The following is a 24,905-nucleotide window of genomic DNA, read 5'->3' on the forward strand; positions in this document are numbered from 1 at the left end:
CCGCGCTCGTGCTGCGGACGATGCTGCCGGTTGCGCTGATGGTGCTCGTGCCGGGGACGGCGCTCCTCCGACCGTCCGCCGGGCCGCCAGACTTCGACCAGAACCGGCTCGGCCGGCGCTGTTTCGGCCCCTGCGACGGGTTCAGCGACGTCAGCCGGCGCCGCCTCTGCCGCTTCGGACTGCGGCATATCGGACGCGACGGCCTGCGATACGGTTTCGGCGGCCGCGTCACCGACCGCCGTGTCTGTGGGCTCCGATACGGCGGCAGCCTCCGCGGCCGGCGCCTCTTCGGCCGGGGCCGGCGTCGGGCTGACGAAATCGACGGTCGGCAGTGATGACATCGCCGAGGCCGGCGCTGGCTCGGCAGCCTCGGTCGAGACATCAGGCGCCGCCATGACCTGCTCGGTGACCGGCGCGACGGCGGCTTCCGCGATAGTCGGGGGCTGCTCGCCCACACTGGCGTCGGCAATCTCCACCGGCGCCGATTCCGCCGGCGCCGCTCCGGCAGGCGCGGCTTCGGAAGGCGCGGCTTCGGATGAGGCGGCCTCGGCAGGCTTTTCAACGGCCTTCGGCGGCAGCGGCGGCCGCTTCTCCATGCGGTAGCCCAGCGCGCGGAGGATGGAGGCAAAATCCTCGCCCGCCGAGCCGGTCAGCGAGGTCATCGCCTGGGTGACCACGAAGCCGCGGCCATCGAAGGCGCCGGCCGGCTTCTCGCCCTGGGTATTCTCGCGCCATGCCAGCGCGGGACGGATCAGATCGGCAAGGCGCTCCAGGATATCGACGCGCACGGCGCGCTCGCCCGCCTGCTTGTAGCCGAGCACGCGGTAGGCGTCGCGCGGCAGCGCCTTGTCGACGGGGAACGAGGTGCGGCCCGAGCTCGCCAGATGCTGCGCGCCCGTCAGCGCGGACATGTCGACATTGCCCTGCTTTTCCGCCCACAGCAGCGCCGCAAGCGCGCGTGCGGCCGGCTTGAGCAGCGCCGGGACGTAGATGTGATAGGCGCCGAAGCGCACGCCATATTTGCGCAAGGTGGCGCGCGACGGCTGGTCGAGATCCTTCATCTCGCCCGAGATCTTGTTGCGCTCGATGACGCCCAGCGCTTCCACCAGTTGGAAGGCGATGCCGCGCGCGATGCCGGTGATGTCCTCGGCCTTGGACAATTCGAACAGCGGCCCGAGCAGCTTCTCGATATGCGTCTTCAGCCACAGATCGAGCCGCGCCTGCACCTTGTCGCGCGCGGCACCGGTCAGCCGCTCATCGGCAATGATGCGCAATCGCGGATGCAGGGCGTCGTCCGCCGCGACCAGCTTGGCAACGGCATCGCCGGTCCAACGCATGGTGCCGTCGGCAGTCAGCACGATGTGCTCGTCCGGCGCATTGGACAGCTTCTCGGCACGCGCCTCGATCTCACCGGCCAGCGCCTTCTGGGCAGCAGCCTGCAAGGCCTTGGCCTCGGAGCCGGCTTCGGCGGTGTCGGGCGCGAAGGTGAATCCATCCAGGCGGCCGATCGCATGCCCTTCAACGATCACTTCGCCGGTCTTGCCGATTTCCGTATTCAAAACACTGTTCTCCCGCAGGCGCCGCATCAATACACTGGTACGACGATCAACGAAACGCTCCGTGAGCCGTTCATGAAGGGCGTCTGACAATTTATTTTCGAGGTCGCGGGTAATCCCCTGCCAATAGTCCGGATCACGCAGCCAATCTGGCCGGTTCGCGACGAAGGTCCAGGTTCGAATCTGTGCAATCCGGCCCGACAATGTGTCGATGTCGCCATCGACGCGGTCGGCCTGGTCGACCTGGGCTGCGTACCAGGCATCCGGAATCCGCCCCTTCTGCATCAGGAAGCCGAACACGGTGGTGACGAGCTCGGCATGGGCGGCGGGCGACAGCCGGCGATAATCGGGAATCTGGCAGGTTTCCCAGAGACGCTCGACCGCGGTGGCGCCATGCGCCATGTCGCGCACCTCGGCGTCGCGCGCGGCGTGGTCGAGCACGCGCAGATCCTCGGCGATCGGCGCCCGCGTCAGCACCTCATGCGCTGGCGCCAGCGCCAGCGACACCTGCAGCGCGCTCAGAGAGGCGAAATCCAGCTTCGAATTGCGCCATTGCAGCATCTTCACACTGTCGAAGGTGTGGTTCTGCAGCGCATTGACCAGCTCGGGCTCGAACGGCGCACAACGCCCGGTAGTACCGAAGGTGCCGTTGCGCGTTGCACGGCCGGCGCGGCCGGCGATCTGGGCAAACTCCGACGGCGTCAGCCGGCGGAACTGATAGCCGTCATATTTGCGGTCGGAGGCAAAGGCGACGTGGTCGACGTCGAGATTGAGGCCCATGCCGATGGCGTCGGTTGCGACGAGATAGTCGACGTCGCCGTTCTGGAACATCGCCACCTGCGCGTTGCGCGTGCGTGGCGACAGCGAGCCGAGCACGACGGCCGCCCCGCCATGCTGACGGCGGATCAGCTCCGCGATCGCATAGACTTCATCGGCCGAGAACGCCACGATCGCGGTCCGGCGCGGCTGCCGCGTGATCTTGCGATCGCCGGCGAATTCGAGCTGCGACAATCTCGGCCGCGTCACCATCGAGGCGCCCGGCAACAGCCGCTCGATGATCGGTCGCATCGTCGCGGCCCCGAGCAGCAGCGTTTCGTCGCGGCCGCGGCGGTTGAGGATGCGGTCGGTGAAAACGTGGCCACGCTCGAGGTCGGATGCGATCTGGATCTCGTCGACGGCAAGGAACGACACGTCGAGGTCGCGCGGCATGGCCTCGACCGTCGAGACCCAATAGCGCGGGTTCTTCGGCTTGATCTTCTCCTCGCCGGTGATCAGCGCAACAGCGTCGCTGCCGACGCGATCGGCGATCTTGTTGTAGACCTCGCGCGCGAGCAGCCGCAGCGGCAGGCCGATGATGCCCGAGGAATGCGCCAGCATGCGCTCGATCGCGAGATGAGTCTTGCCGGTGTTGGTGGGACCGAGCACGGCGGTGACGCCGCTTCCAGGGGCACGGTCGGATGCGCGCTCGAAAGGCGAGGCAGCCGAAGAAGACGAAAAAGCCATTCGTTAAATTTGGATCTCGAAGCCGGCGTTGCAGGCGCGCGGGTCAGGCGCGATGGATGCTGGAATTGTCGTCGTTCTTGAGAGGCTGCGCTCCTCACCCTGTCTCACATTGTGACGCATATAGGTACGCAGCTTAAGCTTCGGAACGCCTTGAGAACGAATCACGAAGGAATCGCTGACTCCATCGTCTTTCCGGCTTCGTTCACCGCAACATCTCGCGCTCTGCGATCTTATCAGCACTAGATCAAGTTTTTGCGGGGTCGACAAGCAACGGTTTTGCGATGGAACCGCCCCTACTCTGCGCGAGATCCGAGTCGAATCAGAATCAGGAAAGAGTCAAACGGATTCCTGAGCAATGAAGAGCATCTATCACCGGCGCCGTGCACTACGCGTCGGACCCACGACGCGCCACCCGCGCACTCGTACATCACGCCGATATTTGCCGAAGCCATCGGATCTTCGGTTGCGACGGCGGCGGTCAGCGCCTGCCAGTGTAGCCACGCCATGTGAGGATGCGGCGTCGAGAACAGCTACTGCGTCTTGGCAACGTGCGGCGTCGCCTGCGTGATGAACGATGTCGCCTCGAGCATCGCGGTGCCGAACGACGTCGGGATCACCACCTTGAACGGCACCAGCACCCGCGTGCCGGCGAGCGGCACGAAGAACACTTCCATGTTGCGGGCCTGGGCGAGGTATTTGATGACCGGGCGATCGGGAATGTAGCCCGCGACCGGCGTGAAGTAGATCGCGCAGACCAGCGCGGGACCGCGATAGCCCTTCTCCGCCTTGACGTTCTCCATGCGCTTGAAGTCGAGCTTGAGCTCGTAGCGCATGCGGCCGTCGAAGATCGGCGCTGCGCCACGGCAGGACTCAGGTGACAGCAGCTCGCCATTGCCGGGCACCCGCACCAGCGACGCCGTCATCGGATCGAGCACCCCGCGCTTATGCGCCTCCGTCACCGGAATGCGGTCGGCATCGACCGGCGGGGTCGGCTCGATGGCGAAATCCCTCACCGTGCCGTTCTGCAGGTTGATGCGGATCTGCTCGGACTTCTTTCCCGTGGTGGTCGAGGCTTGGTAGCTCTGGGCGACCAGCGCGCCGTTGACGACGCGTCCCTGCACCGAGCCGTTGCCGGAGCCTTGCGAGAAGCTCTTCAGCAGTCCTGCGGTGCCGCCTTGCGCAGAGGCGCCGTACTGATCGTCGCCGATCTCAATGGCCCAGGTGCCCTTGCCCACGGGAATGCCGGCCAGCGACGCCTCGTATTGGGCGTCCAGCCGGGCCTGCGCATGGGCATTCGGACCCGACAGCAGCAGTCCAAGTGCGAAGCCGGCCGCGAGCAGGCGACGCGAGACGAATGGGAGAGCCGAGGTGATGATCACGTGAGGATTGATCCTGCCGATCCGCTTGCTTGAGCGCCGGACCGATCCGGCGTGCCGCCTTCGTTACTTAAGCCAAAAACGCCCTCGAACAACGCGAACCGTCCGACAATGGCGGATTGTCCAGCGCTTTGCGCCTGAACAGCTTCCGGGAACGGTCGACATGGCCTGGCCGGAACCACGTGCCGACGACCGGACCGCACCAGCATCCTGCCCTACTGGCATTCGGGACTGTCCGCCGGATACCATCCATCACGCCCGAATGCGCCCTTTATATGGTCGAAGCTCCAGGCTAGACCATTGATTACATGCAGGCTTTTCTGCTGATCGGCGATTTCGGCTGGCGCCTTGCAACGACGAGGGCCAGCCCCGATCGGTTCCGCTGGCCCGGAGGTCGGTATTTGCCGCTGCCTTCAAAACCTTGACGAAAAGCCGCGCCCCCCCTATAGGACCGCATCTCCCAGAGACGAGCTGGACGAGTTTTGGACCCCCGCGGCCCGCCGAGACGAGCGGACGAAGGGTGCGGGGATGAGAGAGGATTTATTGCCATGTCGCGGCGCTGTGAACTGACGGCCAAGGGCCCCCAGGTTGGCCACAAGGTCAGCCATTCGAACATCAAGACCAAGCGGCGCTTCCTGCCGAATCTGTGCAACGTGACCTTCATCTCGGATGCACTCGGCCGCAACGTGCGCCTGCGCGTCTCGACCAATGCGATCAAGAGCGTCGACCACAATGGCGGCCTCGACGCCTATCTCCTCAAGGCCAACGCCGCGGCGCTGTCGCCGCGCGCCCTCGAGCTGAAGCGCCAGATCGAAAAGAAGGCCGCCGAGGCCGCTCCGGTCGCCAAGGCGAGCTGAGCTGCAAGAGACCGGTCGCCGGGCTCGCAGCAGCGGGCCCTGAGCGAAGCGAGTTGTGAAAACGGCTGGATCGCAAGATCCGGCCGTTTGCATTTGCGGGCGGCACCGCGGCCGGACGGCGAATGCGCGCAGCCGCAGCCAACATTGTGACCAAGCGTTCGCGAGACACTCCTTGGCGGGCGCCGACGGCCAAGGAACTGGGCTGCGGCATGGCCACGGCGGTGGACCCAGACGAAGTGTCATCCCGACCAATCTCCCCAACGCCGGACAGATCCTCTACACTCGCAGCGGTAGCATTATCGCGGACATTCCTTTGTCATGAAGAATATTGTCATCTGCTGCGACGGCACCGGCAACGAGATCAGCGAGAACATTTCCAACGTCCTCAAGCTCTATCGCTGCCTGCGCAAGACCGACAAGACGACGCCGCACCAGGCCGTGTTCTACGATCCGGGCGTGGGCACCTTGACGCAGCCCGACAGCTGGCACCGCTTCAAGACCAATTTCAACATGGTGCTCGGGCTCGCGACCGGCTACGGGCTCGATGACAACGTCATCAAGGCCTACTGCTTCCTCGCGACGCACTTCGAGGACGGCGATCGCATCTTCCTGTTCGGCTTCTCGCGCGGCGCCTACACGGTGCGCGTGCTCGCCGGCCTGATTCACAAGATCGGCCTGATCTCGCCCGACCAGATCAATCTCGCCGGCTCAGGCGTGATCGCCTACAAGAAGTACTCCTCCGACAATCCGAAGGCTGGACGCGGCATCACCGCGGAGCTTGAAAGCACCGAGGAGGACGGCCCAATTCCGGAGAGCCGCGACGATCAGGCCGCGCAGTTCGCGCGCATCACCTCGACGCGCTGGCCGACCATCCACTTCGTCGGCGTGTGGGACACGGTGGCCAGCGTCATCGTGCCGCGCACCGACCGGCTGTTCGCGCTGCCGAGCCTGGAGGAGCTGGCATTCACGATCAGCAATCCGAGCGTGAAGATCTTCCGTCAGGCCGCCGCCATGGATGAGCGGCGCTGCATGTTCCGGCTGAAGCCGTGGGAGATGCCGCAGACGTTCACGCCGAACCGCTTCAACAAGGCCAAGGCGGAACCGCAGGACGCGAAGCAGGTCTGGTTCGCGGGCGTGCATTGCGACGTCGGCGGCGGTTATCCCGAGGCGCAGTCGGCGGCCTCGAAATATCCGCTGCTCTGGATGATCGACGAGGCCGTCGAGGCCGGGCTCGCGGTGAATCCGCGCACCGTGAACCAGCTGGCCTGGGGCGTTCAGCGCAAGAACAGCCCGTTCTCCTATGTGGAGCCGAGCATCCGGGGGCCGCTGCACAATTCGATGACGCCGGCCTGGCGGCTGCTCGAATATCTGCCGAAGAATGCGAAGTACAAGGAATGGCCGGACCGCAAGGATCATCTCGGCTTCTACATCCCGAACTGCGAGCCGCGCTTCATTCCCGAGGGCGCATTCATCCATGAGAGCGTGCTGATGCGGATCGCCGAGTCGACGGACTACCGTCCGATCAATCTGCCGGCGACATATGAACGCGTGGCGCTGCCGGTGAAGCAGAAGAACGACTAGGGCCGAAACCCGCTTCGCCGGCCCTGCATGTCTCGCGCCTGCCGCACCGCGGCTTGATCGATTTGGCCCTGGACGAGTAAGGTCCGGAATGCGCTTGGTCGGGTTTCGATCGCGGGGGCGCGCCATCGAAGATCAGTTGGATCCCGAAAGCCAGACGTGAAGACCCAGACCTACCGTCCCGACATCGACGGACTGCGCGCCATCGCCGTCGTGTCCGTCGTCCTGTTCCACGCAATCCCGAGGAAGCCGCTCGGCGGCTTCGTTGGTGTCGATATCTTCTTCGTCATCTCGGGGTTTCTGATCACCGGCATCATCTCTGCCGACCTGGCCGCCGGCGCGTTCAGCATCTCCGGCTTCTACGAACGTCGCGTGCGCCGGATCTTTCCCGCGCTCGCCGTCGTCCTGCTGTTCTGTCTGGCCGCCGGATGGTTCGTGCTGTTTCCCAGCGAGTATGCGCTGTTGGGCAAGCACGTCGTCGCCGGCGGTGCGTTCGCGGCAAACCTGATCAATTGGAGCGAAGCCGGCTATTTCGATGTCGCGGCAGAAACCAAGCCGCTGCTGCATCTGTGGTCCCTCGGCATCGAGGAGCAATACTACCTCGCATGGCCGGCCATCCTGTGGGGCATCTGGCGACTGCGTTTGAGCGCGATCACGATCACCGCCATCTGCATCGTCGCATCGTTCGTCTACTGCGTGCAACTCACCGCCGCCGATCCCACCGCGGCCTTCTACAATCCTGCGTCGCGAGCCTGGGAGCTTCTGCTCGGCTCGCTGCTCGCGCTTGGTGCTCAGCGCGGCAGGGAACTCGGGCCGACGATGGCGCGTGTCGTATCCGTCGTCGGACTTCTGCTGCTGGTCTACTCCCTGATCGATACTCGGCCGGCCGACGGCTTTCCCGGATGGCACCCGGCGCTGCCGACGGTCGGCACCGCCCTGCTGATCGCCGGCGGACCGCACACCTGGATCAATCGCAACGTTCTCGGCAACAGTGCCGCGCGCTGGATCGGATCGATCAGCTACCCGCTCTATCTCTGGCATTGGCCGCTGCTCTCGCTGTACAGAACCTGGACGTTCCAGCACCCGCCGCTGAGCATGGCCCTGCTCATCATCGGCTTGAGCGTGGTGCTCGCCTGGATCACCACGAGACTGGTTGAGGCACCGATCCGATTTTCCACCAGGCGATTTCGTGCCGCGACCGCGTGCATGCTGTTGCTCGTCGCGGTCGCCGGCGGGACAATCGTCGCGTCAGCAAGCGGGTTCAGCGCGCGCTTCGACTCGCAGTTCGCAGGTTATTTCACCAGCCTGGTGCTGGAAGCCGGCACGCATCCCGAGGAGCGGGCAGCGATCGATCAGAACCAGTGCAACTTCTACGATTTCGAAGCGGCCAACAAGGGCTTCCCGACCCTCGTTCCCCGCCAGGGCATCGCGCCCTCCTGCTACATGGCGCCACCCGGACGACGCTCCGTCATGCTGTGGGGAGATTCGCATGCGGCGGCCTATTTGCACGGGCTTCAGAACGAAGTGCCGCGCGATGTTGCGCCGCTTCTCGTTTTCGGATCCGGGTGCTCCGTCTATGTCCCCGATCCGCTGCATCCCAGAAGACCGTACTGCGACCGCACCAACGATTTTGTACTGCAGGTGATCAACCAGCATGCACCGGACATCCTGCTGATCGCTCCCTCGACGCCCGTTCCGCTGGACGTGGCCAGACAACTGGCCACGATGGCCAGGCAGGCCGGGGTCAAGCACGTCGTCGTTGTCGGACCCTTGCCGCGCTTCGTCGCCGATCTCTACAAGATCGTCCTGCGCCGATACTGGCCTGAGGTGCCGCGAAGGATCCGAGGCTTCACCACTGAATCATTTGCATTGACCGACCGGACCTTCCGCGCGTCGCTCGGCGCCGCCGAGCCTTTCGAATACCTGTCGATGATGGATCACTTCTGCAACGATGACGGCTGCCTGGTTTTCGTCGGAGACGATCCCAAGGCCGGCCTTGTCGTTCTCGACAAGGAACATCTGCGCCCCATGGCGTCGCGGTTTGCCGCGAAGACCGCGCTCGTTCCTGTCATCACCCGCCTTCTGACGGCCGACGAAGCTGGATCAGGCGGCGCGCCGAACCAGGAACGAGCAAACCGGCCGTCGCCATGATGGCTCCGGTCATCCCGAACGCTGAACGGCCTCAGACCATTCGCAAATGGATCACGCCGTCCGTCACTTCACCGCGGGCAAATCGCTCGCGTGCGATCTGCTCGAATGTCGTCCGATTTCTCTGCAAGTAAGCGAGAGCCTGATTGCGGGTGAAGAAGCAGGTCTCGAGGTGACACATCTGCCGCGCAGACCCGATCGCGAGTGCGAAGGCGATCGTTTGGCCCTCGCGCTGGGCGTCATCCTTGGCAATGCGGACGTCTGTTGCAGTGGACTTGGCCACGTCAGCCTCCTCTATCGAGTGTCGGATCTGTACGCGGAACGCAGTGTGGAATCGTGTCGCTGATTTGCTCGGCGAACACTAACATGCAGCGCGGATGCTCGGAAGCACGGGCCGCCTTTATCGTGGCGCGATCTTTCTGCGCCGCTTCGGCCCTGCCGCAGGATCGGGAGCCGCCAACACCGCCTCAGCCTCCTTGGCGAGCCTGAGCGCGCGCAGCCGCTCCATGTTCTTGCGGATGGCGATCGCACGCTGGTCCGACTCGGCCATGGCCTTGGCTCCCTCCTCAGCGGCAGTCTGCCGACGCTGCGCACGGGCGATGCTCTCGGCCGAAGGTTCCGACGCTCGCTTCATTGCCATCGCACGGATCCCTTCTAAAGAGCCGAAAACCGCTGCACAACGCGAACAGCCCGCTCAATCATGAGACCGAGCGGGCAGTCCAGCCACTTCAGTACATCCGTGAAATGGCTTGAGATCGACAGACCAAGATGATCAGATCGGCGCGATCAGATCAGCGAGAGATTTTCCGCGCTGGTCTTGCCGCGCATCTTGTCGGTCTTGACGTCGTAGTTGAGCTTCTGGCCTTCGGCCAGCCCGGCCAGACCAGCACGTTCAACGGCGCTGATGTGAACGAACACGTCGTTCCCGCCGTCCTGCGGCTGAATGAAACCAAAGCCCTTCTGGCCGTTGAACCACTTCACGGTACCCTGCATGTCTATCTCCAAGCGTATTCATCGCGCGAACACCGCACGATCCCATCATTCAACTGAGCGATGACTTTGGAAATAGCCCGCGGGCACATTCAGAAAGGCACAGCGGCTAATCGAACCATCTAAAGGTAGACCCTTTCCTGGAGATTACAAGTGTGGCCGCCAAATATAGTTTGCAGGCGCAAGCGGCTTTCGGGCCTGCGCGCTGGCAATTGCGATCCGTTATGCCTATCTTTGCCGTACCATCGATAACGGCCCGGCCATCGATGGCTGAGAGACACCTCGTGCTCCCGCCTTCCCACGAAGGGGATCACATCATGTCTCGGCCCGGCGATCCCAGCTGATTTATTGAAGCCGTCTGTTGAACGTGACGCTTTCGCGCGTCGGCCCGATCGACTTCACACCGACCCTTATCGCGAGATGAAGACAAGGAGGACGCTTTTGCAGGTACTCGTTCGTGACAATGACGTCGAGAAGGCGTTGCGCATTCTCAAACGCAAGATGCAGCGCGAGGGCGTGTTTCGCGAGATGAAGCGCCGCCGCTCCTACGAAAAACCATCAGAGCGCAAGACGCGCGAGAAGTCCGACGCGATCCGGCGCCAGCGCAAGGTCGCGCGCAAACAGGCGATCCGCGAAGGGCTGCTGCCGGCGCCGGTCAAGAAGGTGCCCAGCGCCAGACCTGGCGCGCTTCCATCGACGACCTCAGCGCGCACCGACCGCCCGCAGGGACAGCTCACGTCTGCGGTGTCGCGGAGCTAACCGCGAGGGCCGCCAAGTCGATTGACAGCGACGAGAACGAAGCCGGCTTCAGGCCGGCTTTTGTTTGCTGTCGATTTGCTTGCTGTCAGCAACAGCCGCCTCGCGCGCGAGGCGCTCGGCCCGCAGGCGCTCTCTGTTCTGATTGAACGCGCTCTGCGCCTTCGCATAATCATTTGTTGGGGCCGGAGCCGGCTTGAACGCCTTGTGGGCTTCGAGCACCGCGGCCGTGGGCCTACGCTCTGACATCGGAGACTTCCTCATTGGAGTAGTGAATGCGCCGGCGCGTACTGGCAGGATTGACACAGGACGCAACGGTTCCGTGACGGCATTGGACGAGCGTGTCTCAAGCTCACGCTCGAAAACGAATGCTGATCGGAATCGGCCTGGGCGCAGGGGGCCGGCTCGGGTCCCGAGTAATGATGCTATAACCGAAATGCGCCAAATATGTTGCAATTCGTTTAGGCGCCCAGTTCAGCCGTCTGGGGCTTGCGCCCCGGAACGGCCGCGAGCAGCTCGCGGGTATAGGGATGTTCTGGATCTGCAAACAGCGCGGCCGTCGATTTGAGCTCGACGATCTCGCCCCGTTGCATCACTGCGATGCGATCGCAGATCTGCGCGGCGACGCGCAGATCGTGCGTGATGAACAGCATCGACAAGCCGAGCCGGGACTTCAGATCCTCCAGCAAACGCAGCACCTGCGCCTGCACGGAGACGTCGAGCGCGGACACCGCCTCATCGGCGACGATGATCTCCGGATCGAGCGCGAGCGCGCGGGCGATGCCGATACGCTGGCGCTGACCGCCGGAGAACTCGTGCGGGTAGCGGTCGACGGCGCCGACATCGAGTCCGACCAGCCCCAGCAGCTCCTGCGCGCGCTTCAGCGCCGCGTCCAGCGGCGTGCCGCGTGCGACCATTCCATCGGCGATGATGCGGCCGACCTTGCGGCGCGGGTTGAGCGAGGCGAACGGGTCCTGGAAGATCATCTGGATGCGATGGCGCTGCGCCCGCAGAGCACGCCCTGACAGCCGCGTGAGATCGACCTCGCCGATCCGTACCGTGCCGCGATCGGCCTCGATCAGCCGCATCACCATCCGTGCGACGGAGGATTTGCCCGAACCGGATTCGCCGACGAGGCCGAGCGTCTCACCCTGATGGATGGCGAAATTGACCGCATGCGCGGCGCGCGTCTCGCGCTTCGGGCGCAACCAGCCGGTCGGCGTCAGATAGGTTTTGTCGAGGCCGATCACCTCGATCGCCTTCGGCTGATCCTCGCGTGTCGCGCGCGGCGGCGGATCGAATGAGGGGACGGCGGCGAGCAGCGCCTTGGTGTAGTCGTGCTGGGGATCGCCGAGCACGGTCTCGGCGGTGCCCTCCTCCACCACCTTGCCATGGCGCAGTACCACGACCTGGTCGGCGATATCGGCGACGACGCCGAAATCATGGGTGATGAACATCACCGCCATGTTGTGGCTGGCCTGCAGGTTGCGGATCAGCTTGAGGATCTGCGCCTGCGTCGTGACGTCGAGCGCGGTGGTCGGCTCGTCGGCGACGAGCACGGCCGGCTCGAGCGCGAGCGCCATCGCGATCATCGCGCGCTGGCGCTGGCCGCCGGAGAGCTGGTGCGGATAGGCGCGGATGATTCGCTCGGGATCGGGCAGCCCGACCTCGCGCACCAGCGCCAGCGCCTTGGCGCGGCGCTCCGAGGGCGTGTGCAGATCGTGCGCCTCGAACACCTCCATCAGCTGGTCGCCGATCCGCATCAACGGATTGAGCGCGGTCATCGGCTCTTGGAACACCATGGCGATGCGGCGGCCGCGCAGATCGCGCCAGCCGTCTTCGTCGACCGTGAGCAGATCGCGTCCATCGAAACGGATCTCTCCACTGTCCACCTTCACCGTATCCGGCAGCAGCCCAAGCAGCGCATGCGCGCACATCGACTTGCCGGAGCCGGACTCGCCGACGACGCAGACGATCTTGCCGGCGGTGAGATCGAACGACACACCGTCGACGGCGTACGCGCGCTCGGCGCCCTTGGGCAAGGCGATACCGAGATTCCTGATGGCAACGACGGGATCAGACATCGCTCACCTGCCCTCGCGCGACAGGCGCGGGTTGAGCGCATCGTTCAGCCCCTCGCCGATCAGGTTGAGGCCGAGCACCGAGAGCAGGATCGCCACGCCGGGAAATACCGTGATCCACCACGCCTGGCGGATGACGGTGCGGCCGGCCCCGACCATGTAGCCCCAGGAGATCAGATTGGGATCGCCAAGGCCGAGGAACGACAGCGAGGACTCCAGCAGGATCGCGGTCGCGACCATCAGCGAGGCGAGCACGATCACCGGCGACAATGCGTTGGGCAGGATCTCGCGCCAGATGATCCAGCTATTGCTCTGGCCGGTGACGATCGCGGCCTGGACGTATTCCCGCGTGCGAAGGGAGAGCACCTCGCCGCGCACCAGACGCGCCACCGGCGGCCAGCTGACGAGGCCGATCGCGGCAACGATGGAGTAGATCGAGGGCTGCAGGATCGCGACCAGCACGATGGCGAGCGCGAAGCTCGGGATGGTCTGGAAGAACTCGGTGAAGCGCATCAGCGCGTCATCGACGCGGCCGCCGAAATAGCCGGCGGTGGCGCCGAGCGGCACACCGACGACCAGCGCGACCAAGGTCGAGACGAGGCCGACCAGGAGCGAGACGCGGGCGCCGAAGATCAGGCCGGCAAGCACGTCACGTCCGAGCGCATCGGTGCCGAGCGGCACCTTTGCCAGCGTGAACGGCGGCACGAACGGCCGCTGCACCATGCGCCAGGGCGAGTTGGGAAAGTAGAACGGTCCGGCCACCGCAATCACGATCGCCAGGATCAGAATGATCAGCCCGATCATGCCGCTCGGGCTGCTCAGCATGGTGCGCCAGAACTGTCTCATGAGGCGTACTCGATGCGCGGATCGACCAGGCGGTAGACGAGATCAGTGACGAGATTGAAGATCAGCACCATGGCCGAAGACACCACGAACACGCCGAGCAGCAGATTGTAGTCGCGCTGGATCAGCGCGTCATACATCAGCCGTCCGATGCCGGGCCAGGCGAACACGGTCTCGGTGAGCACGGCGCCGCCGACCAGCGTGCCGGCGTGGACGCCCGCGAGCGTCACCACCGGCAAAAGCGCATTGCGCAGCACGTGGCGGCGCAGGATGACGCCGTCGCGCAGACCTTTGGCGCGGGCGGTCTTGACGAAGTCGAGCCGCTTGACCTCGAGCATCGAGGCGCGGGTCATGCGGGTGTAGGTCGCCATGAAGAACAGCCCGAGCGTCGCGGCAGGCATCACCAGATGCGCGCCCACATCGAGCGCGTGGCGGAGACCGGTGTAGCCGGCGCCGACGGTCTCGTAGCCGAAGCTCGGCAGCCAATCGACCCAGACGGAAAACAGGAGAATCGCGATCAGCGCGATCCAGAACAACGGCGTCGCATAGAAGACCAGCGCGAGCACGGTGATGGCCGTATCGAGGAACGTGCCCGCGAAGCGCGCCGCCAACGCGCCGAACAGCACGCCGAGCGCGAGCGAGATCGCGAATGCGGACAGCGTCAGCAGCAGCGTCGCAGGCAGCCGCTCGGCGATCAGCTTGGCGACTGGCGCCTGCTGGCGGAACGAAAAGCCGAGATCGAAGGTGGCGATGCCCTTGACGTAGATCAGGAGCTGCTCCGGCAGGGGCCGGTCGAGGCCGAACTTTTCGCGCAATTGCGCGACGAACATCTCATCGGAGGCGCCGGCTTCGCCGGCCATGACGACGGCGGGATCGCCAGGCGCCAGCCGGATCAGGAAGAAGTTCAGCACGATGATGGCGAGAAGGACGATGACGCCTTTCACGACGCGCTGCGCGATGAAGGAGAGCATGAAGGGCCCGTGATGGTCAGCTCGACAGGACGATGGAGCACCGTAGCGCAGCGCTAGGCTGCGCCCGAATAGCCATCGCGTTTGACAATCGGAGTTAGGTGCACGCCACTCTCCACCTCGTCATGGCCGGGCTTGTCCCGGCCATCCACGTCGTCCTGCTTAATGAGAACCACGTGGATGCCCGGGACAAGCCCGGGCATGACGGAGCGAATAGCCGACAGGTCGTTCGTTGGCTGCGCTCCGAGGCACACGATCATTTGTCGAGCCAGGCGTCGCGAAAGCCGTCATTGACGCCGATTCCGGTCGTGATCAGGTTCTTCACCTTGCATTTGGTGATCGTCGGGAACTGCAGCTCCAGCAGCCAGGCCACCGGTACGTCCTCGACGAGGATCTTCTGCACCTTGTCGTAGGCCTCCTTGCGCTTGGCATCCGTCGGCGCCGTTGCGCCCTCGGCGAACAGCTTATCGACCTCCGGGTTCGAATAGCCCTCGACATTGTTGAACAGCTGGCCCTTGGCGATCGCGGAGGTCAGGTAGTTGCGGGAGACGCCGAGCGCGGGATCGCCATACTGATAGAGGTAGGTGAAGGCGATGTCGTAGTCCCACTCCATGATCTTCTGGTTGCCGCCGGGCACGTCGGTTGCGATCGTCTCGATCGTCATGCCGACGTCCTGCAGGTTCTGCTTCACCGCCTCGCCCCAGCGCTGCCACGTCTCGCCATAGGCCAGCGGCAGCATGCGGATCTTCTCGCCCTTGTAGCCGGCTTCCTTCAACAGCGCCTTGGCCTTCGCGGGATCATACGGATATTTCGGCACATCGTCGGTGTAGAACTTGATGGTCGAGGCCGACGGGCCGGTGGCGACCTTACCGAGGCCGTTCCAGATCACGTCCTTGGCGAAGTCGCGATCGATGGCGTACATGATCGCCTGCCGGACCTTCTTGTTGGCGAGGATCGGGTTGCGGTTGTTGAGCCACATCCAGGATAGCGGCGAGAAGAACTCCCAGCCGGCGCCGGTGACGCAGGCGCCGGGCAGCTTGGAGACGCGCGGCACGTCGAAATTCTCGATCGAGCCGCCCGGCAGCACATCGACCTTGCCGGTCTCGAATGCGACCGCGCGCGCCGCGGCGTCCGGAATGATCTGCCAGTAGACCTCGTCGAGATAGGGCTTGCCCTTCTCGTGGTAGTTCGGATTTTTCACCATGCGGATGAACGAGCCCTTCTGCCATTCCTTGAACATGAAGGGGCCGGTGCCGATGGGCGCGTTGTTGTTCGGATTGGTCTTGTAGTCGGTGCCGTCGTACAGGTGCTTCGGCACCATCGGCATCGAGCCCACCTCGAAGATGCCGATGAACGGACCGAACGGTTCCTTCAGCGTGAACACGACGGTGAGATCGTCCGGCGCCTCGATCTTCTCGACCATCACGAGGTTGTTGCGGGCGCGCGCATGCGTCTGTTTCAGCATTTCGATCGAGAACAGCACGTCCGCCGAGGTAAAGGGCTTGCCGTCGTGCCAGGTCACGCCCTTCTTGAGCTTGAACGTATAGACCTTCGCATCGGGGCTGATCGTCCAACTCTCGGCAAGGCCGGGCAGCGGCTCGAGCTTCGGGCTGTAGCGCAGCAGGCCTTCGAAGATGTTGCCGGACACCATCTGGGTCGGGCCGTTCTGCACCATCGCCAGCATCAGGCCGGGCGGCTCGGGCTGGATGACGGCGTTGACGACGCCGCCGAGCTTCGGCTCCTCCGCATGAGCCGCGGACAATCCGCAACCGATGACCACACCCAACAACGCCCGCTTCAACATGATCAGCTTCCCAATTTGTTCTTGGGACAGCGATGCATCAAGCGCGCCAACGCGCGTGAGACCGTCATGCGGCGCTTAGATGCGGCGCCTGCCTTGGACGCATGGGGCTCGAGCTGGGGCCGTCAAGCCGGCCCGATCTGGCAACGCTTGCCGGATCGACAGGGCGCGCCCGACGCGGGCGCAGCTACGCCCGCCCTCTTAGTTCCGCCGGACAGAACTCATGGAGGCGTGGCGCCGTGGCGATCACGCGGCGCCAGATGAAAGTCGCGACAACATCAGCACAAAAAATGACCAGTCCGTCAGCGGCGCATCCGCGCGATGGCGCCAGCCACGATCTGCATCACCACGCCGATCACCCAGCCGGCCATGATCAAGGAGGTCCACACGATGTGCGGGTCCTCGCGCAGGATGATGATGCCGACGGCGAAGAAGGCGGTCAGGGTCGCGAGAAAGGTCCCGACGGCGCTGAGGAATTCGGCGGCATCGATCTTGTTCTCGGCCGGCGTCCCCTCCTCGTGCGGATGGAACGGGATCTGCGGCGTGTCGATGCCGAGATAGAAGCCGAACGCGCCGGACAGCATCATCAGCAGCAGGAAGCCCTGGGTGGTCAGCCAGGGCACGCTGGAGCCGACATGCGCGCCGACGAAGACGCCGCAGGCCGCGCCCGCCAAGGCTAGTCCCGAACGTTCGAGCACGTGGGCTGATTGGCGGACGCGAATGCGCATGGCGATGACCTCGTTGATCGGGCCGACGCGCCCGCGCCGGCCTGATCGGGAATGTTACGCCGCCCTGGTCATGTCGGCATTGAGATGGCGCAACCTCGGCATCACCTCCTCCTTGAGCAGGCGGAGCGAGTTGTGCCAGGCTTCCGGCTTGTGCTTGTAGTCGAATCCGAACACGCAGAGCGTCCCGAAGCCGCCGACCTCATGCCAGATCTTCTCGATCTTCTCGGTGACCGTCGCCGGCGAGCCGATGATCCAGTTGCGCTTGGCACAATAGTCCACGGTCACGTCGGAGTCGGGGACATCGGGCGAATGCTTGAGATAGTCCTTGAAGCCGAAATGGCTGAGCAGCGGCAGGAAGTACTCGCTCATCATCCTGCCCATCATGTCGCCGGTCGACAGCCGCCACGCCTCCTCGTCGGTCTCGGCCACGAACACCTCGCGCACCAGTCGCCAGTCGCTGCGGCTCGGCTTGCGCCCGGACTTGGCCGCGCCGGCCTCGACCGAATCCCAGTGCGACGACACATAGGCCGGGTTGAGGTTGAGGCTCATCGGAATGAAGCCGCGCTCGCCGGCAAGCTTCAGCGTGTCGGAGTTCTTCGACAGGCCGGCGACACCGATCGGCGGATGCGGCGCCTGCACCGGTTTGATGTGCGGCTTGAGGAAGTCGAACATCACGTCGGGCTTGGTCACCGTCCAGTACTTGCCCTTGTGCGTGAACGGCGCGGGCTCGGTCCACAGCCGCAGGATGATTTCCAGCGCCTCGCGGGTCATCTCGCGGTTCTGCCCGCTCATGCCGTCGACGTTGAACATCGCCCAGTCGCTCGGCAGGCCGGATGCGGCGATGCCGAAATTGAGCCGGCCATCGGAGAGATGATCGAGCATCGCGACGCGGTTGGCGAGCTCGGCGGGATGATGATAGGGCAGCAGGAAGCCGCCGGGGCCGAGGCGGATGTTCTTGGTCTCGCGGAAGGCCTGCGCCAGGATCAGATCGGGCGCCGGATGCGGCTCCCAGGGCGCGGTGTGATGCTCGCCGATCCAGGCTTCCTGATAGCCGAGCTCATCGAGCCAGCGCAGGACCTGAAGGTCCCACTCCTGTCCCTCCTTCAATCCGCACTCCGGCGGATGCGAGGGCATCGTGAAGTATCCGATTTCCATGGCGCTTTCCTCTCGCGGTTATATGGCGGCGCATCTTTGCGATGCGCTCATCGTCACGCGAGACGAAACACGACCAACCGAGTCGGCAACGCCGCACGTGGTCTGCGAAGTCTAGCACTTCGTCCGACAGCGACAATCGTCCGCTGTGTCGCTGGCGGAATGATGACCTCGGATTTATGCAACGCTGGACCGCAGCATGGCCGCGATCAATTGCACGTCAGCGTGCGCCGAACGTTGTCCGGCCGAACAGCTCCTTCTGCGTCGACGGCTGCGACCGCCAGTATTGCGGAGGCGCGGCGACCTGGCCGCCCAGTTCGGCCGCGGCATGCCAGCCCCAGCGCGGGTCGTAGAGCATGCCGCGGGCGAGTGCGACCAAGTCGGCCTTGCCTGATGCCACGATCTCCTCGGCTTGCTGCGCTTGCGTAATGAGGCCGACGGCCATGGTGGGGAGTCCCGTGGCCTGCTTCACGGCTGCGGCAAACGGCACCTGATAGCCCGGGCCGAGCGTGATCTTCTGCAGCGGCGACACGCCGCCCGAGGAGACGTCGATCCAGTCTGCCCCGCGGCGCTTGAGCTCGTGCGCCAACGCGATGGTCTGCTCGACATCCCAGCCACCCTCGACCCAGTCCGTCGCCGACACGCGCACGCCCACCGGCCTGTCGGCGGGGAATGCGGCGCGCACGGCATCGAAGACCTCGAGCGGGAAGCGCATGCGGTTTTCGAGCGAGCCGCCATAGCTGTCGCTGCGCTGATTGGCGATCGGCGACAGGAACTGATGCAGCAGATAGCCGTGCGCACCATGCACCTCGATCGCATCGATGCCGAGTCGTGCCGCACGTTGCGCCGCCGAAACGAACGCATCGCGGATGCGGGCCAAGCCCGCACCGTCGAGCGCCTCCGGAGCAAGCTCGCCCTCCTTGTGCGGCAGCGCCGACGGCGCGACGGTCTGCCATCCGCCCTCGGCGAGCGGAATCTGCTGGCCGCCATCCCACGGCTTGTGGCTGGAGCCCTTGCGGCCGGCATGGGCGAGCTGCATTGCGATCGCCGTGTTCGCATGCTTGCGCGCGGAAGCCAGGATCGGCTGCAGCGCGGCTTCCGTCATATCGTCCCACAACCCGAGACAGCCGGGCGTGATGCGCCCGATCGGCTCGACATGCGTCGCTTCGATGCAGAACATCGCCGCGCCCGACAGCGCCAGCGTGTTGATATGTGTGAAGTGCCAATCATTGGCCGCGCCGTTCTCGGCCGAGTATTGGCACATCGGCGACACGACGATGCGGTTGGCGAGCTCGAGGCCGCGCAGCTTGATCGGAGTGAACAGGGCGCTCATGCTGAGTTCCAGATTGGGTGGTTGACCGTGCGATCCGGTCGACGAGTGTCGGCGATGGCGGCGGCGTGGTCAACGCGGTCGCTGCAACGCAATGCAGCTCATTCCAGCAATGTGAACTGCAGCAGCAGCGTGCGCTGGATCATCGAGAAATTGTCGTCGGACACCATGGTCAGCACGGTTTCGCCCTCCGCGGTGACATGCGCATCGATGCCTTCGAGATTGTCGATCTCCTGGCCAAGATCGGCGGCGAAGATTGCTGGGCCGTCGACCAGTGCGCCCGGAGCAATATCCGCAAGCTTGATGCGCCGGATCCGAATGCCGACGCCGTTGAACAGCGAGAACTTCCGCTCGAGCACCAGCAGATCGCCGGAGGGCAGCAGCACGGCGTCGCTGACATCGAAATCATTGCTGCGCACGATGCTGAACTGGCCCGGCGCCGGACCGCCGATCAGGAACGCCAGGAGATTGCCGCTCGCGTCGAGGCCACGCTCCGAGAGCGCCATCAGGCTGCCGGCCAAAGGCAGGCCCTTCGGCACCATCACCAGCGCCTCCAAGCCCTTGTTGTTCGGCAGCCGCTTCGCTGCGGGCGGCAGCGGCATGATCTCGCCGCGCGCGCCGGTGCCGCCCTTGGCGAAGTCGTAGCGCAGCAGCTGATTGACGCGTTCAAGACCGACATAGACGGTGTCGCCATCGCGCGCCAGCGACTCGGAATCGTACCAGCCGCGATCGGTGATGGGTCGCCCGTCCGGTCCCAGCAGCGGGGCCGCTTCGACATCCGCAAGTCCCGTGATCTCGCGCCCGGAATAGGCGATTCGGCCGGTGAACCAGCCACCCTTGTCGCTGATGGCGAGGAAGCGTTCGCCCTTGGCATCGAGCCGAATCCCGGAAAGGCCGCCGAAGCCCGGATAGGCTGATGTCAACGCCACGCCGCTGCGATATTGCAGCATCCCGAAGCGCAGATGCGTGCGGTCGCGCAGGTCGAACGAGGGCAGCGGCCGCGCTTTGACCTCGAGCTTGACCGTCGAGGTGACGGAGTGCTCATCGACGGCCGCGCGCCGCCGGACCGGCGGCGCCGATTGCGCGCCGACGCTGCCGGGCAGGGCAACAGCCGACACTCCGCCGAGGGTCAGCGCCAGGAAGCGCCTGCGGTCGGCGATCGCCTGCAGCGACATCGTCGGCGGGGCCCCCTCCCCCACCTCCTCCCGAAGCGGAGGAGGACGCGTCCGATCGAAGGACCGGCTTAAGAATGCAGCTTTCGCTTCGGCGCGCGCGCAGGCTGCTGCGGCGCCGCGTGCGTCTCGGTGAACAACTCCGCGAGCTTCTCGGTGATGGCGCCGCCAAGCTCCTCGGCGTCGACGATCGTGACTGCGCGGCGATAGTAGCGCGTCACGTCATGGCCGATGCCGATCGCGATCAGCTCGACCGGCGAGCGGGTCTCGATCTCCTCGATGATGTGGCGCAGGTGTCGCTCGAGATAATTGCCCGGGTTCACCGACAGCGTGGAGTCGTCGACTGGCGCGCCGTCCGAGATCATCATCAGGATCTTGCGCTGCTCGGGGCGGCCGAGCAGGCGCTTGTGCGCCCAATCCAGCGCCTCGCCGTCGATGTTCTCCTTCAGGAGACCCTCGCGCATCATCAAGCCGAGGTTCTTGCGCGCCCGGCGCCAGGGGGCGTCCGCCGCCTTGTAGATGATGTGGCGGAGATCGTTGAGGCGGCCGGGGTTGGCTGGCTTGCCGGCGGCAAGCCAGGCCTCGCGCGACTGCCCGCCCTTCCAGGCGCGCGTCGTGAAGCCGAGGATCTCGACCTTGACGCCGCAACGCTCCAAGGTGCGGGCGAGAATGTCGGCGCAGGTCGCCGCCACCGTAATGGGCCGTCCGCGCATCGAGCCGGAATTGTCGAGCAGCAAGGTGACCACGGTGTCCCGGAAGGTCGCTTCCTTCTCGCGCATGAAGGACAGCGGCTGATAGGGATCGATCACGACGCGCGACAGCCGCGCCGGGTCGAGGATGCCCTCTTCGAGGTCGAACTCCCAGGCGCGATTCTGCTGCGCCATCAGCCGGCGCTGCAGCCGGTTGGCAAGCCGCGCCACGATGCCCTGGAGGTGCGCGAGCTGCTTGTCGAGGTAGGAGCGCAGCCGCTCCAGCTCGTCATGGTCGCACAGATCCTCCGCCGCGATGATCTCGTCGAACTTCGGCGCAAAGGCGTGATACTCCGGGCCACGCGGCTCGTTGGCGCCGTTGCGGTTCGGCCGGGTCGCCTCGCCCGGCGTCTCGTCGTCGCCGAGTTCGCCGTCGTCGAGCGTGTCGGACGCCGATGCCTGCGCCGCCTCCATCGCGCTCTCCGACATCTCGTCCGATGTCGTCTGCGCCTGGTCGGCACTCATCTCCTGCGCGGCGTCGGATTCCGGCGAGCCCTCGGCACCGGACTGGTCGTTGTCGCCGTCGCGATTGTCGTCGTTGTCCTCGTCCTCTTCGGAATCGGCGTTGCGCTCATCGCCGAGATCGAGCGCCGACAGCAGGTCATGCACGAGATCGCCGAACTTGGCCTGGTCCTCGGTGAAGCGGCCGAGCTCGTCGAGCTGCGACCCGATCCGGTCCTCCAGGAACGGCCGCCAGAGATCGACCACCTTGCGCGCCGCATTTGGCGGCGCCATGCCGGTCAGCCGCTCGCGCACCAGCATCGCCAGCGCATCCGACAGCGGCGCGTCGGCGCGGTCGGTGATCTCGTCATACTTGCCGCGATGAAAGTGATCGTCGAGCATCGCCGTCAGATTCTTGGCGACACCGGCCATGCGCTTGGCACCGATCGCCTCGACGCGCGCCTGCTCGACCGCCTCGAACACGCCGCGCGCCTGCGGATTGCCCGGGATCAGCTTGCGGTGAATTTTCGGATCATGGCAGGCGAGCTTCAGCGCGATCGAGTCGGCATGACCGCGCACCACGGCGGCATCGCGCTTGGTCATCTTGCGCGCCGGCTCCGGCAGCCGCGCCTTGCCCGGCGCGAGGCCCGGCCGTTCGGCGGCGAAGGAGACCTCGAGCTCAGGAGCCCGTGCGATCGCGCGCAGGCAGCCGGTCACCGAGCGCTTGAAGGGCTCGGTCGGCGCTTCCTTGGTTCCGGGACGGAGTTTGCTGTTGGATGTCGTCATCGCTGCTCAGCTCGTCGTCCCCGCGAAAGCGGGGACCCATAACCACCGGCGGCTGTTGATGCACGCGTCACGAGCCGCCCGGCTCTCTTGAAGATTCCGCGGTATGGGTCCCGGCGCAAGGCCGGGACGACAGCGGTGTCAGCTCAGCGCGACGTTGACGGCGGATTCCGGCAGCTCGGCATTGAAGCAGCGCTGATAGAATTCCGCGACCAGCGGACGCTCGAGCTCGTCGCACTTGTTGAGGAAGGTCACGCGGAACGCGAAGCCGATGTCGCCGAAGATCTCGGAGTTCTCGGCCCAGGTGATCACCGTACGCGGGCTCATCACCGTCGACAGATCGCCATTGGCGAACGCGTTGCGGGTGAGATCGGCGAGCCGCACCATCTTGTTGACGGTGTCGCGGCCCTGCGCGTTCTGATAGTGCTTGGCCTTTGCCAGCACGATCTCGACCTCCTCGTCATGCGCCAGATAGTTCAGCGTCGTGACGATCGACCAGCGGTCCATCTGGCCCTGGTTGATCTGCTGCGTGCCGTGATACAGGCCCGAGGTGTCGCCGAGGCCGATGGTGTTGGCGGTCGCGAACAGGCGGAACGCCGGGTGCGGCTTGATGACCTTGTTCTGGTCGAGCAGGGTCAGCCGGCCGGAGACTTCGAGCACGCGCTGGATCACGAACATCACGTCGGGACGGCCGGCGTCATACTCATCGAAGACCAAAGCGACGTTGTGCTGCAGGGCCCAGGGCAGGATGCCATCGCGGAACTCGGTGACCTGCTTGCCGTCCTTGACCACGATCGCGTCCTTGCCGACGAGGTCGATACGGCTGATATGACTGTCCAGGTTGACGCGAACGCAGGGCCAGTTGAGGCGCGCTGCGACCTGCTCGATGTGGGTCGATTTGCCGGTGCCGTGGTAGCCCGTCACCATCACGCGGCGGTTCTTGGCGAAGCCGGCCAGGATCGCGAGCGTGGTCGCGCGATCGAAGCGATAGTCGGTGTCGACTTCGGGGACGTGCGGGTCGGTCGCGGAAAAGGCCGGCACCTCAAGGTCGCTGTCGATCCCGAACACCTGCCGCACCGACACCTTCATGTCGGGCACACCGGTCATCTCCTGCGCATTGGTCGTAGCGGCGGTCGTCATTCATCCTCCGAGGTCCCGGGCATTCCCGAAACCAGATTTCATGGTTTGGCTGCGGTGAAGGGCTTCAATCGCCAGCCTAGCAGAGAGCACGCGCGGGCAGAAGCCTAAGCCTTGATCAAAGTTCCGTCGTTATATCATCGAGATAGGCATGGGACGACGTTTTCGAAAGGCTGCCCTGCGGAAAGCGCCACCTTTTCGCCTTGGCCTGCACCCGGCATTCTGACGTGGCACTCGGGGCCGGGGTTCCTACTTATCGACAAGCCCGGCTTCACTCATCCACCGACAGGACACGCGTGGCCCATCTGCTCGACCCCCTGATCGCCTTCGTCTCCGCCCATGCGGGACTGGCCTATCTGACATTATTTCTGGCGGCGCTGCTGGAGGCGGTTCCCATCGTGGGCTCGGTGGTCCCGGGCACGACGATCATCCTGGCGCTGAGCGCGTTGATCCCGGGTGGCGAGCTGACCCTGCAATGGGTGCTGGCCGCAGCCATTCTCGGCGCCGTGCTAGGCGACGGCGGCGCGTTCTGGGTCGGCCATCGCCAGCAGCGCGAGATCCTGACGGCCTGGCCGTTCTCGAACTATCCGCGCCTGGTGGCGCAGAGCGAGGCCTTCTTCCACCGCTTCGGCGCGCTGGCAATCTTCTTCGCCCGGTTCGTGGCGCCGATCCGCGCTGTCGTGCCGATCACGGCGGGCGCGCTCGACATCCCGCCGGCCCGCTTCTACGCCATCAACATCCCGGCGATCGTGCTCTGGGCCTGCGCGCACGTCCTGCCCGGCGTATTCGCCGTGCAACTGCTGCATCGCTATGGCGGCATTCCGCATCACAGCCATATTGCCAAGTCGACCTGGATCCTTGCGGCGGTCGTGGGCACGATCGTGGTCTGGCTGGTGCTGCGAACGGTGCGGAAGCGGCGCGAGACGCAGCTGGCGACCGGGACAGCGGAATAGGGA

21 protein-coding genes are annotated in these 24,905 nt (G+C 65.0%); 5 read left to right on the plus strand and 16 right to left on the minus strand.

Annotated elements, in window-relative coordinates; translation table 11 throughout:
• Both BRAO375_RS00120 and BRAO375_RS00125 read right to left on the minus strand, forming a co-directional pair.
• The coding region (locus tag BRAO375_RS00120; protein WP_035638130.1) for a helicase-related protein at positions 1 to 3,059 on the minus strand (3,059 nt) is incomplete at its 3' end.
• Positions 3,060 to 3,589: 530 nt separating this feature from the next.
• Positions 3,590 to 4,438 carry a DUF3108 domain-containing protein gene (locus tag BRAO375_RS00125; RefSeq protein WP_009025408.1) on the minus strand — a complete coding sequence of 283 codons (849 nt, stop codon included), beginning with the start codon at positions 4,436 to 4,438 and terminating at the stop codon, positions 3,590 to 3,592.
• A gap of 545 nt (positions 4,439 to 4,983) precedes the next feature.
• On the opposite strand from BRAO375_RS00125, the gene rpmB reads away from it, so the two are divergent.
• From rpmB to BRAO375_RS00140, 3 genes are all read left to right on the plus strand, one after another.
• Positions 4,984 to 5,292 carry a 50S ribosomal protein L28 gene (rpmB, locus tag BRAO375_RS00130; protein ID WP_008966326.1) on the plus strand — a complete coding sequence of 103 codons (309 nt, stop codon included), beginning with the start codon at positions 4,984 to 4,986 and terminating at the stop codon, positions 5,290 to 5,292.
• Positions 5,293 to 5,610: 318 nt separating this feature from the next.
• Positions 5,611 to 6,873, plus strand: a complete 1,263-nt coding sequence (locus tag BRAO375_RS00135; protein ID WP_009025409.1) for a T6SS phospholipase effector Tle1-like catalytic domain-containing protein — start codon at positions 5,611 to 5,613, stop codon at positions 6,871 to 6,873.
• A 156-nt stretch (positions 6,874 to 7,029) separates the two neighbouring features.
• Entirely contained in the window at positions 7,030 to 9,021 is a 1,992-nt protein-coding gene (locus BRAO375_RS00140) for an acyltransferase family protein (RefSeq protein WP_009025410.1), read from the plus strand.
• Between the two features lie 31 nt (positions 9,022 to 9,052).
• Here BRAO375_RS00140 and BRAO375_RS00145 read toward each other — a convergent pair whose 3' ends face one another.
• From BRAO375_RS00145 to BRAO375_RS00155, 3 genes are all read right to left on the minus strand, one after another.
• Positions 9,053 to 9,301, minus strand: coding sequence for a hypothetical protein (locus BRAO375_RS00145; RefSeq protein WP_009025411.1), 249 nt, complete (start codon positions 9,299 to 9,301; stop codon positions 9,053 to 9,055).
• A 117-nt stretch (positions 9,302 to 9,418) separates the two neighbouring features.
• Positions 9,419 to 9,658 carry a hypothetical protein gene (locus BRAO375_RS00150; RefSeq protein WP_009025412.1) on the minus strand — a complete coding sequence of 80 codons (240 nt, stop codon included), beginning with the start codon at positions 9,656 to 9,658 and terminating at the stop codon, positions 9,419 to 9,421.
• A 146-nt stretch (positions 9,659 to 9,804) separates the two neighbouring features.
• The gene (locus BRAO375_RS00155; protein WP_008966330.1) at positions 9,805 to 10,011 is read right to left on the minus strand and encodes a cold-shock protein; all 207 of its coding nucleotides are present in this window, start codon (positions 10,009 to 10,011) and stop codon (positions 9,805 to 9,807) included.
• A gap of 438 nt (positions 10,012 to 10,449) precedes the next feature.
• Here BRAO375_RS00155 and rpsU point away from each other — a divergent pair, with 438 nt between their 5' ends.
• Positions 10,450 to 10,767 (plus strand): 30S ribosomal protein S21, encoded by a 318-nt coding sequence (gene rpsU, locus BRAO375_RS00160; RefSeq protein ID WP_009025413.1) that lies wholly within the window; start codon positions 10,450 to 10,452, stop codon positions 10,765 to 10,767.
• A 48-nt stretch (positions 10,768 to 10,815) separates the two neighbouring features.
• Here the strand turns inward: rpsU and BRAO375_RS00165 are convergent, their stop codons facing one another.
• From BRAO375_RS00165 to cobS, 11 genes are all read right to left on the minus strand, one after another.
• A complete protein-coding gene (locus BRAO375_RS00165) occupies positions 10,816 to 11,013 on the minus strand; it encodes a hypothetical protein (protein ID WP_085964418.1) in 198 nt (65 codons plus the stop codon).
• A gap of 212 nt (positions 11,014 to 11,225) precedes the next feature.
• Positions 11,226 to 12,848 carry an ABC transporter ATP-binding protein gene (locus tag BRAO375_RS00170; RefSeq protein ID WP_009025414.1) on the minus strand — a complete coding sequence of 541 codons (1,623 nt, stop codon included), beginning with the start codon at positions 12,846 to 12,848 and terminating at the stop codon, positions 11,226 to 11,228.
• A 3-nt stretch (positions 12,849 to 12,851) separates the two neighbouring features.
• Complete coding sequence (locus BRAO375_RS00175; protein ID WP_009025415.1) at positions 12,852 to 13,691, minus strand: ABC transporter permease; 840 nt, start codon at positions 13,689 to 13,691, stop codon at positions 12,852 to 12,854.
• Complete coding sequence (locus BRAO375_RS00180) at positions 13,688 to 14,659, minus strand: ABC transporter permease (RefSeq protein ID WP_009025416.1); 972 nt, start codon at positions 14,657 to 14,659, stop codon at positions 13,688 to 13,690. The genes BRAO375_RS00175 and BRAO375_RS00180 overlap by 4 nt, the downstream gene beginning before the upstream one ends.
• 253 nt (positions 14,660 to 14,912) lie before the next feature.
• Positions 14,913 to 16,460 (minus strand): ABC transporter substrate-binding protein, encoded by a 1,548-nt coding sequence (locus BRAO375_RS00190; RefSeq protein ID WP_035638114.1) that lies wholly within the window; start codon positions 16,458 to 16,460, stop codon positions 14,913 to 14,915.
• A 299-nt stretch (positions 16,461 to 16,759) separates the two neighbouring features.
• Positions 16,760 to 17,185, minus strand: a complete 426-nt coding sequence (locus tag BRAO375_RS00195; protein ID WP_035638116.1) for a hypothetical protein — start codon at positions 17,183 to 17,185, stop codon at positions 16,760 to 16,762.
• A gap of 54 nt (positions 17,186 to 17,239) precedes the next feature.
• Positions 17,240 to 18,340: an LLM class flavin-dependent oxidoreductase gene (locus BRAO375_RS00200; protein ID WP_009025420.1), complete on the minus strand. Its 1,101-nt coding sequence runs from the start codon at positions 18,338 to 18,340 to the stop codon at positions 17,240 to 17,242.
• A gap of 217 nt (positions 18,341 to 18,557) precedes the next feature.
• Complete coding sequence (locus BRAO375_RS00205; protein WP_009025421.1) at positions 18,558 to 19,670, minus strand: NADH:flavin oxidoreductase/NADH oxidase; 1,113 nt, start codon at positions 19,668 to 19,670, stop codon at positions 18,558 to 18,560.
• A 98-nt stretch (positions 19,671 to 19,768) separates the two neighbouring features.
• Entirely contained in the window at positions 19,769 to 20,842 is a 1,074-nt protein-coding gene (locus BRAO375_RS00210; RefSeq protein WP_009025422.1) for an esterase-like activity of phytase family protein, read from the minus strand.
• Between the two features lie 68 nt (positions 20,843 to 20,910).
• Positions 20,911 to 22,815 carry a cobaltochelatase subunit CobT gene (gene cobT / locus BRAO375_RS00215; RefSeq protein WP_009025423.1) on the minus strand — a complete coding sequence of 635 codons (1,905 nt, stop codon included), beginning with the start codon at positions 22,813 to 22,815 and terminating at the stop codon, positions 20,911 to 20,913.
• A gap of 138 nt (positions 22,816 to 22,953) precedes the next feature.
• On the minus strand, positions 22,954 to 23,952 hold the full coding sequence (gene cobS / locus BRAO375_RS00220) for a cobaltochelatase subunit CobS (RefSeq protein WP_035638120.1): 999 nt from the start codon (positions 23,950 to 23,952) through the stop codon (positions 22,954 to 22,956).
• A gap of 293 nt (positions 23,953 to 24,245) precedes the next feature.
• Between cobS and BRAO375_RS00225 the strand changes: the two genes are divergently transcribed.
• Positions 24,246 to 24,902 (plus strand): DedA family protein, encoded by a 657-nt coding sequence (locus BRAO375_RS00225; protein ID WP_009025425.1) that lies wholly within the window; start codon positions 24,246 to 24,248, stop codon positions 24,900 to 24,902.
• Positions 24,903 to 24,905 lie beyond the last annotated feature (3 nt).

The organism is Bradyrhizobium sp. ORS 375 (assembly GCF_000239775.1).
GTDB lineage: Bacteria > Pseudomonadota > Alphaproteobacteria > Rhizobiales > Xanthobacteraceae > Bradyrhizobium.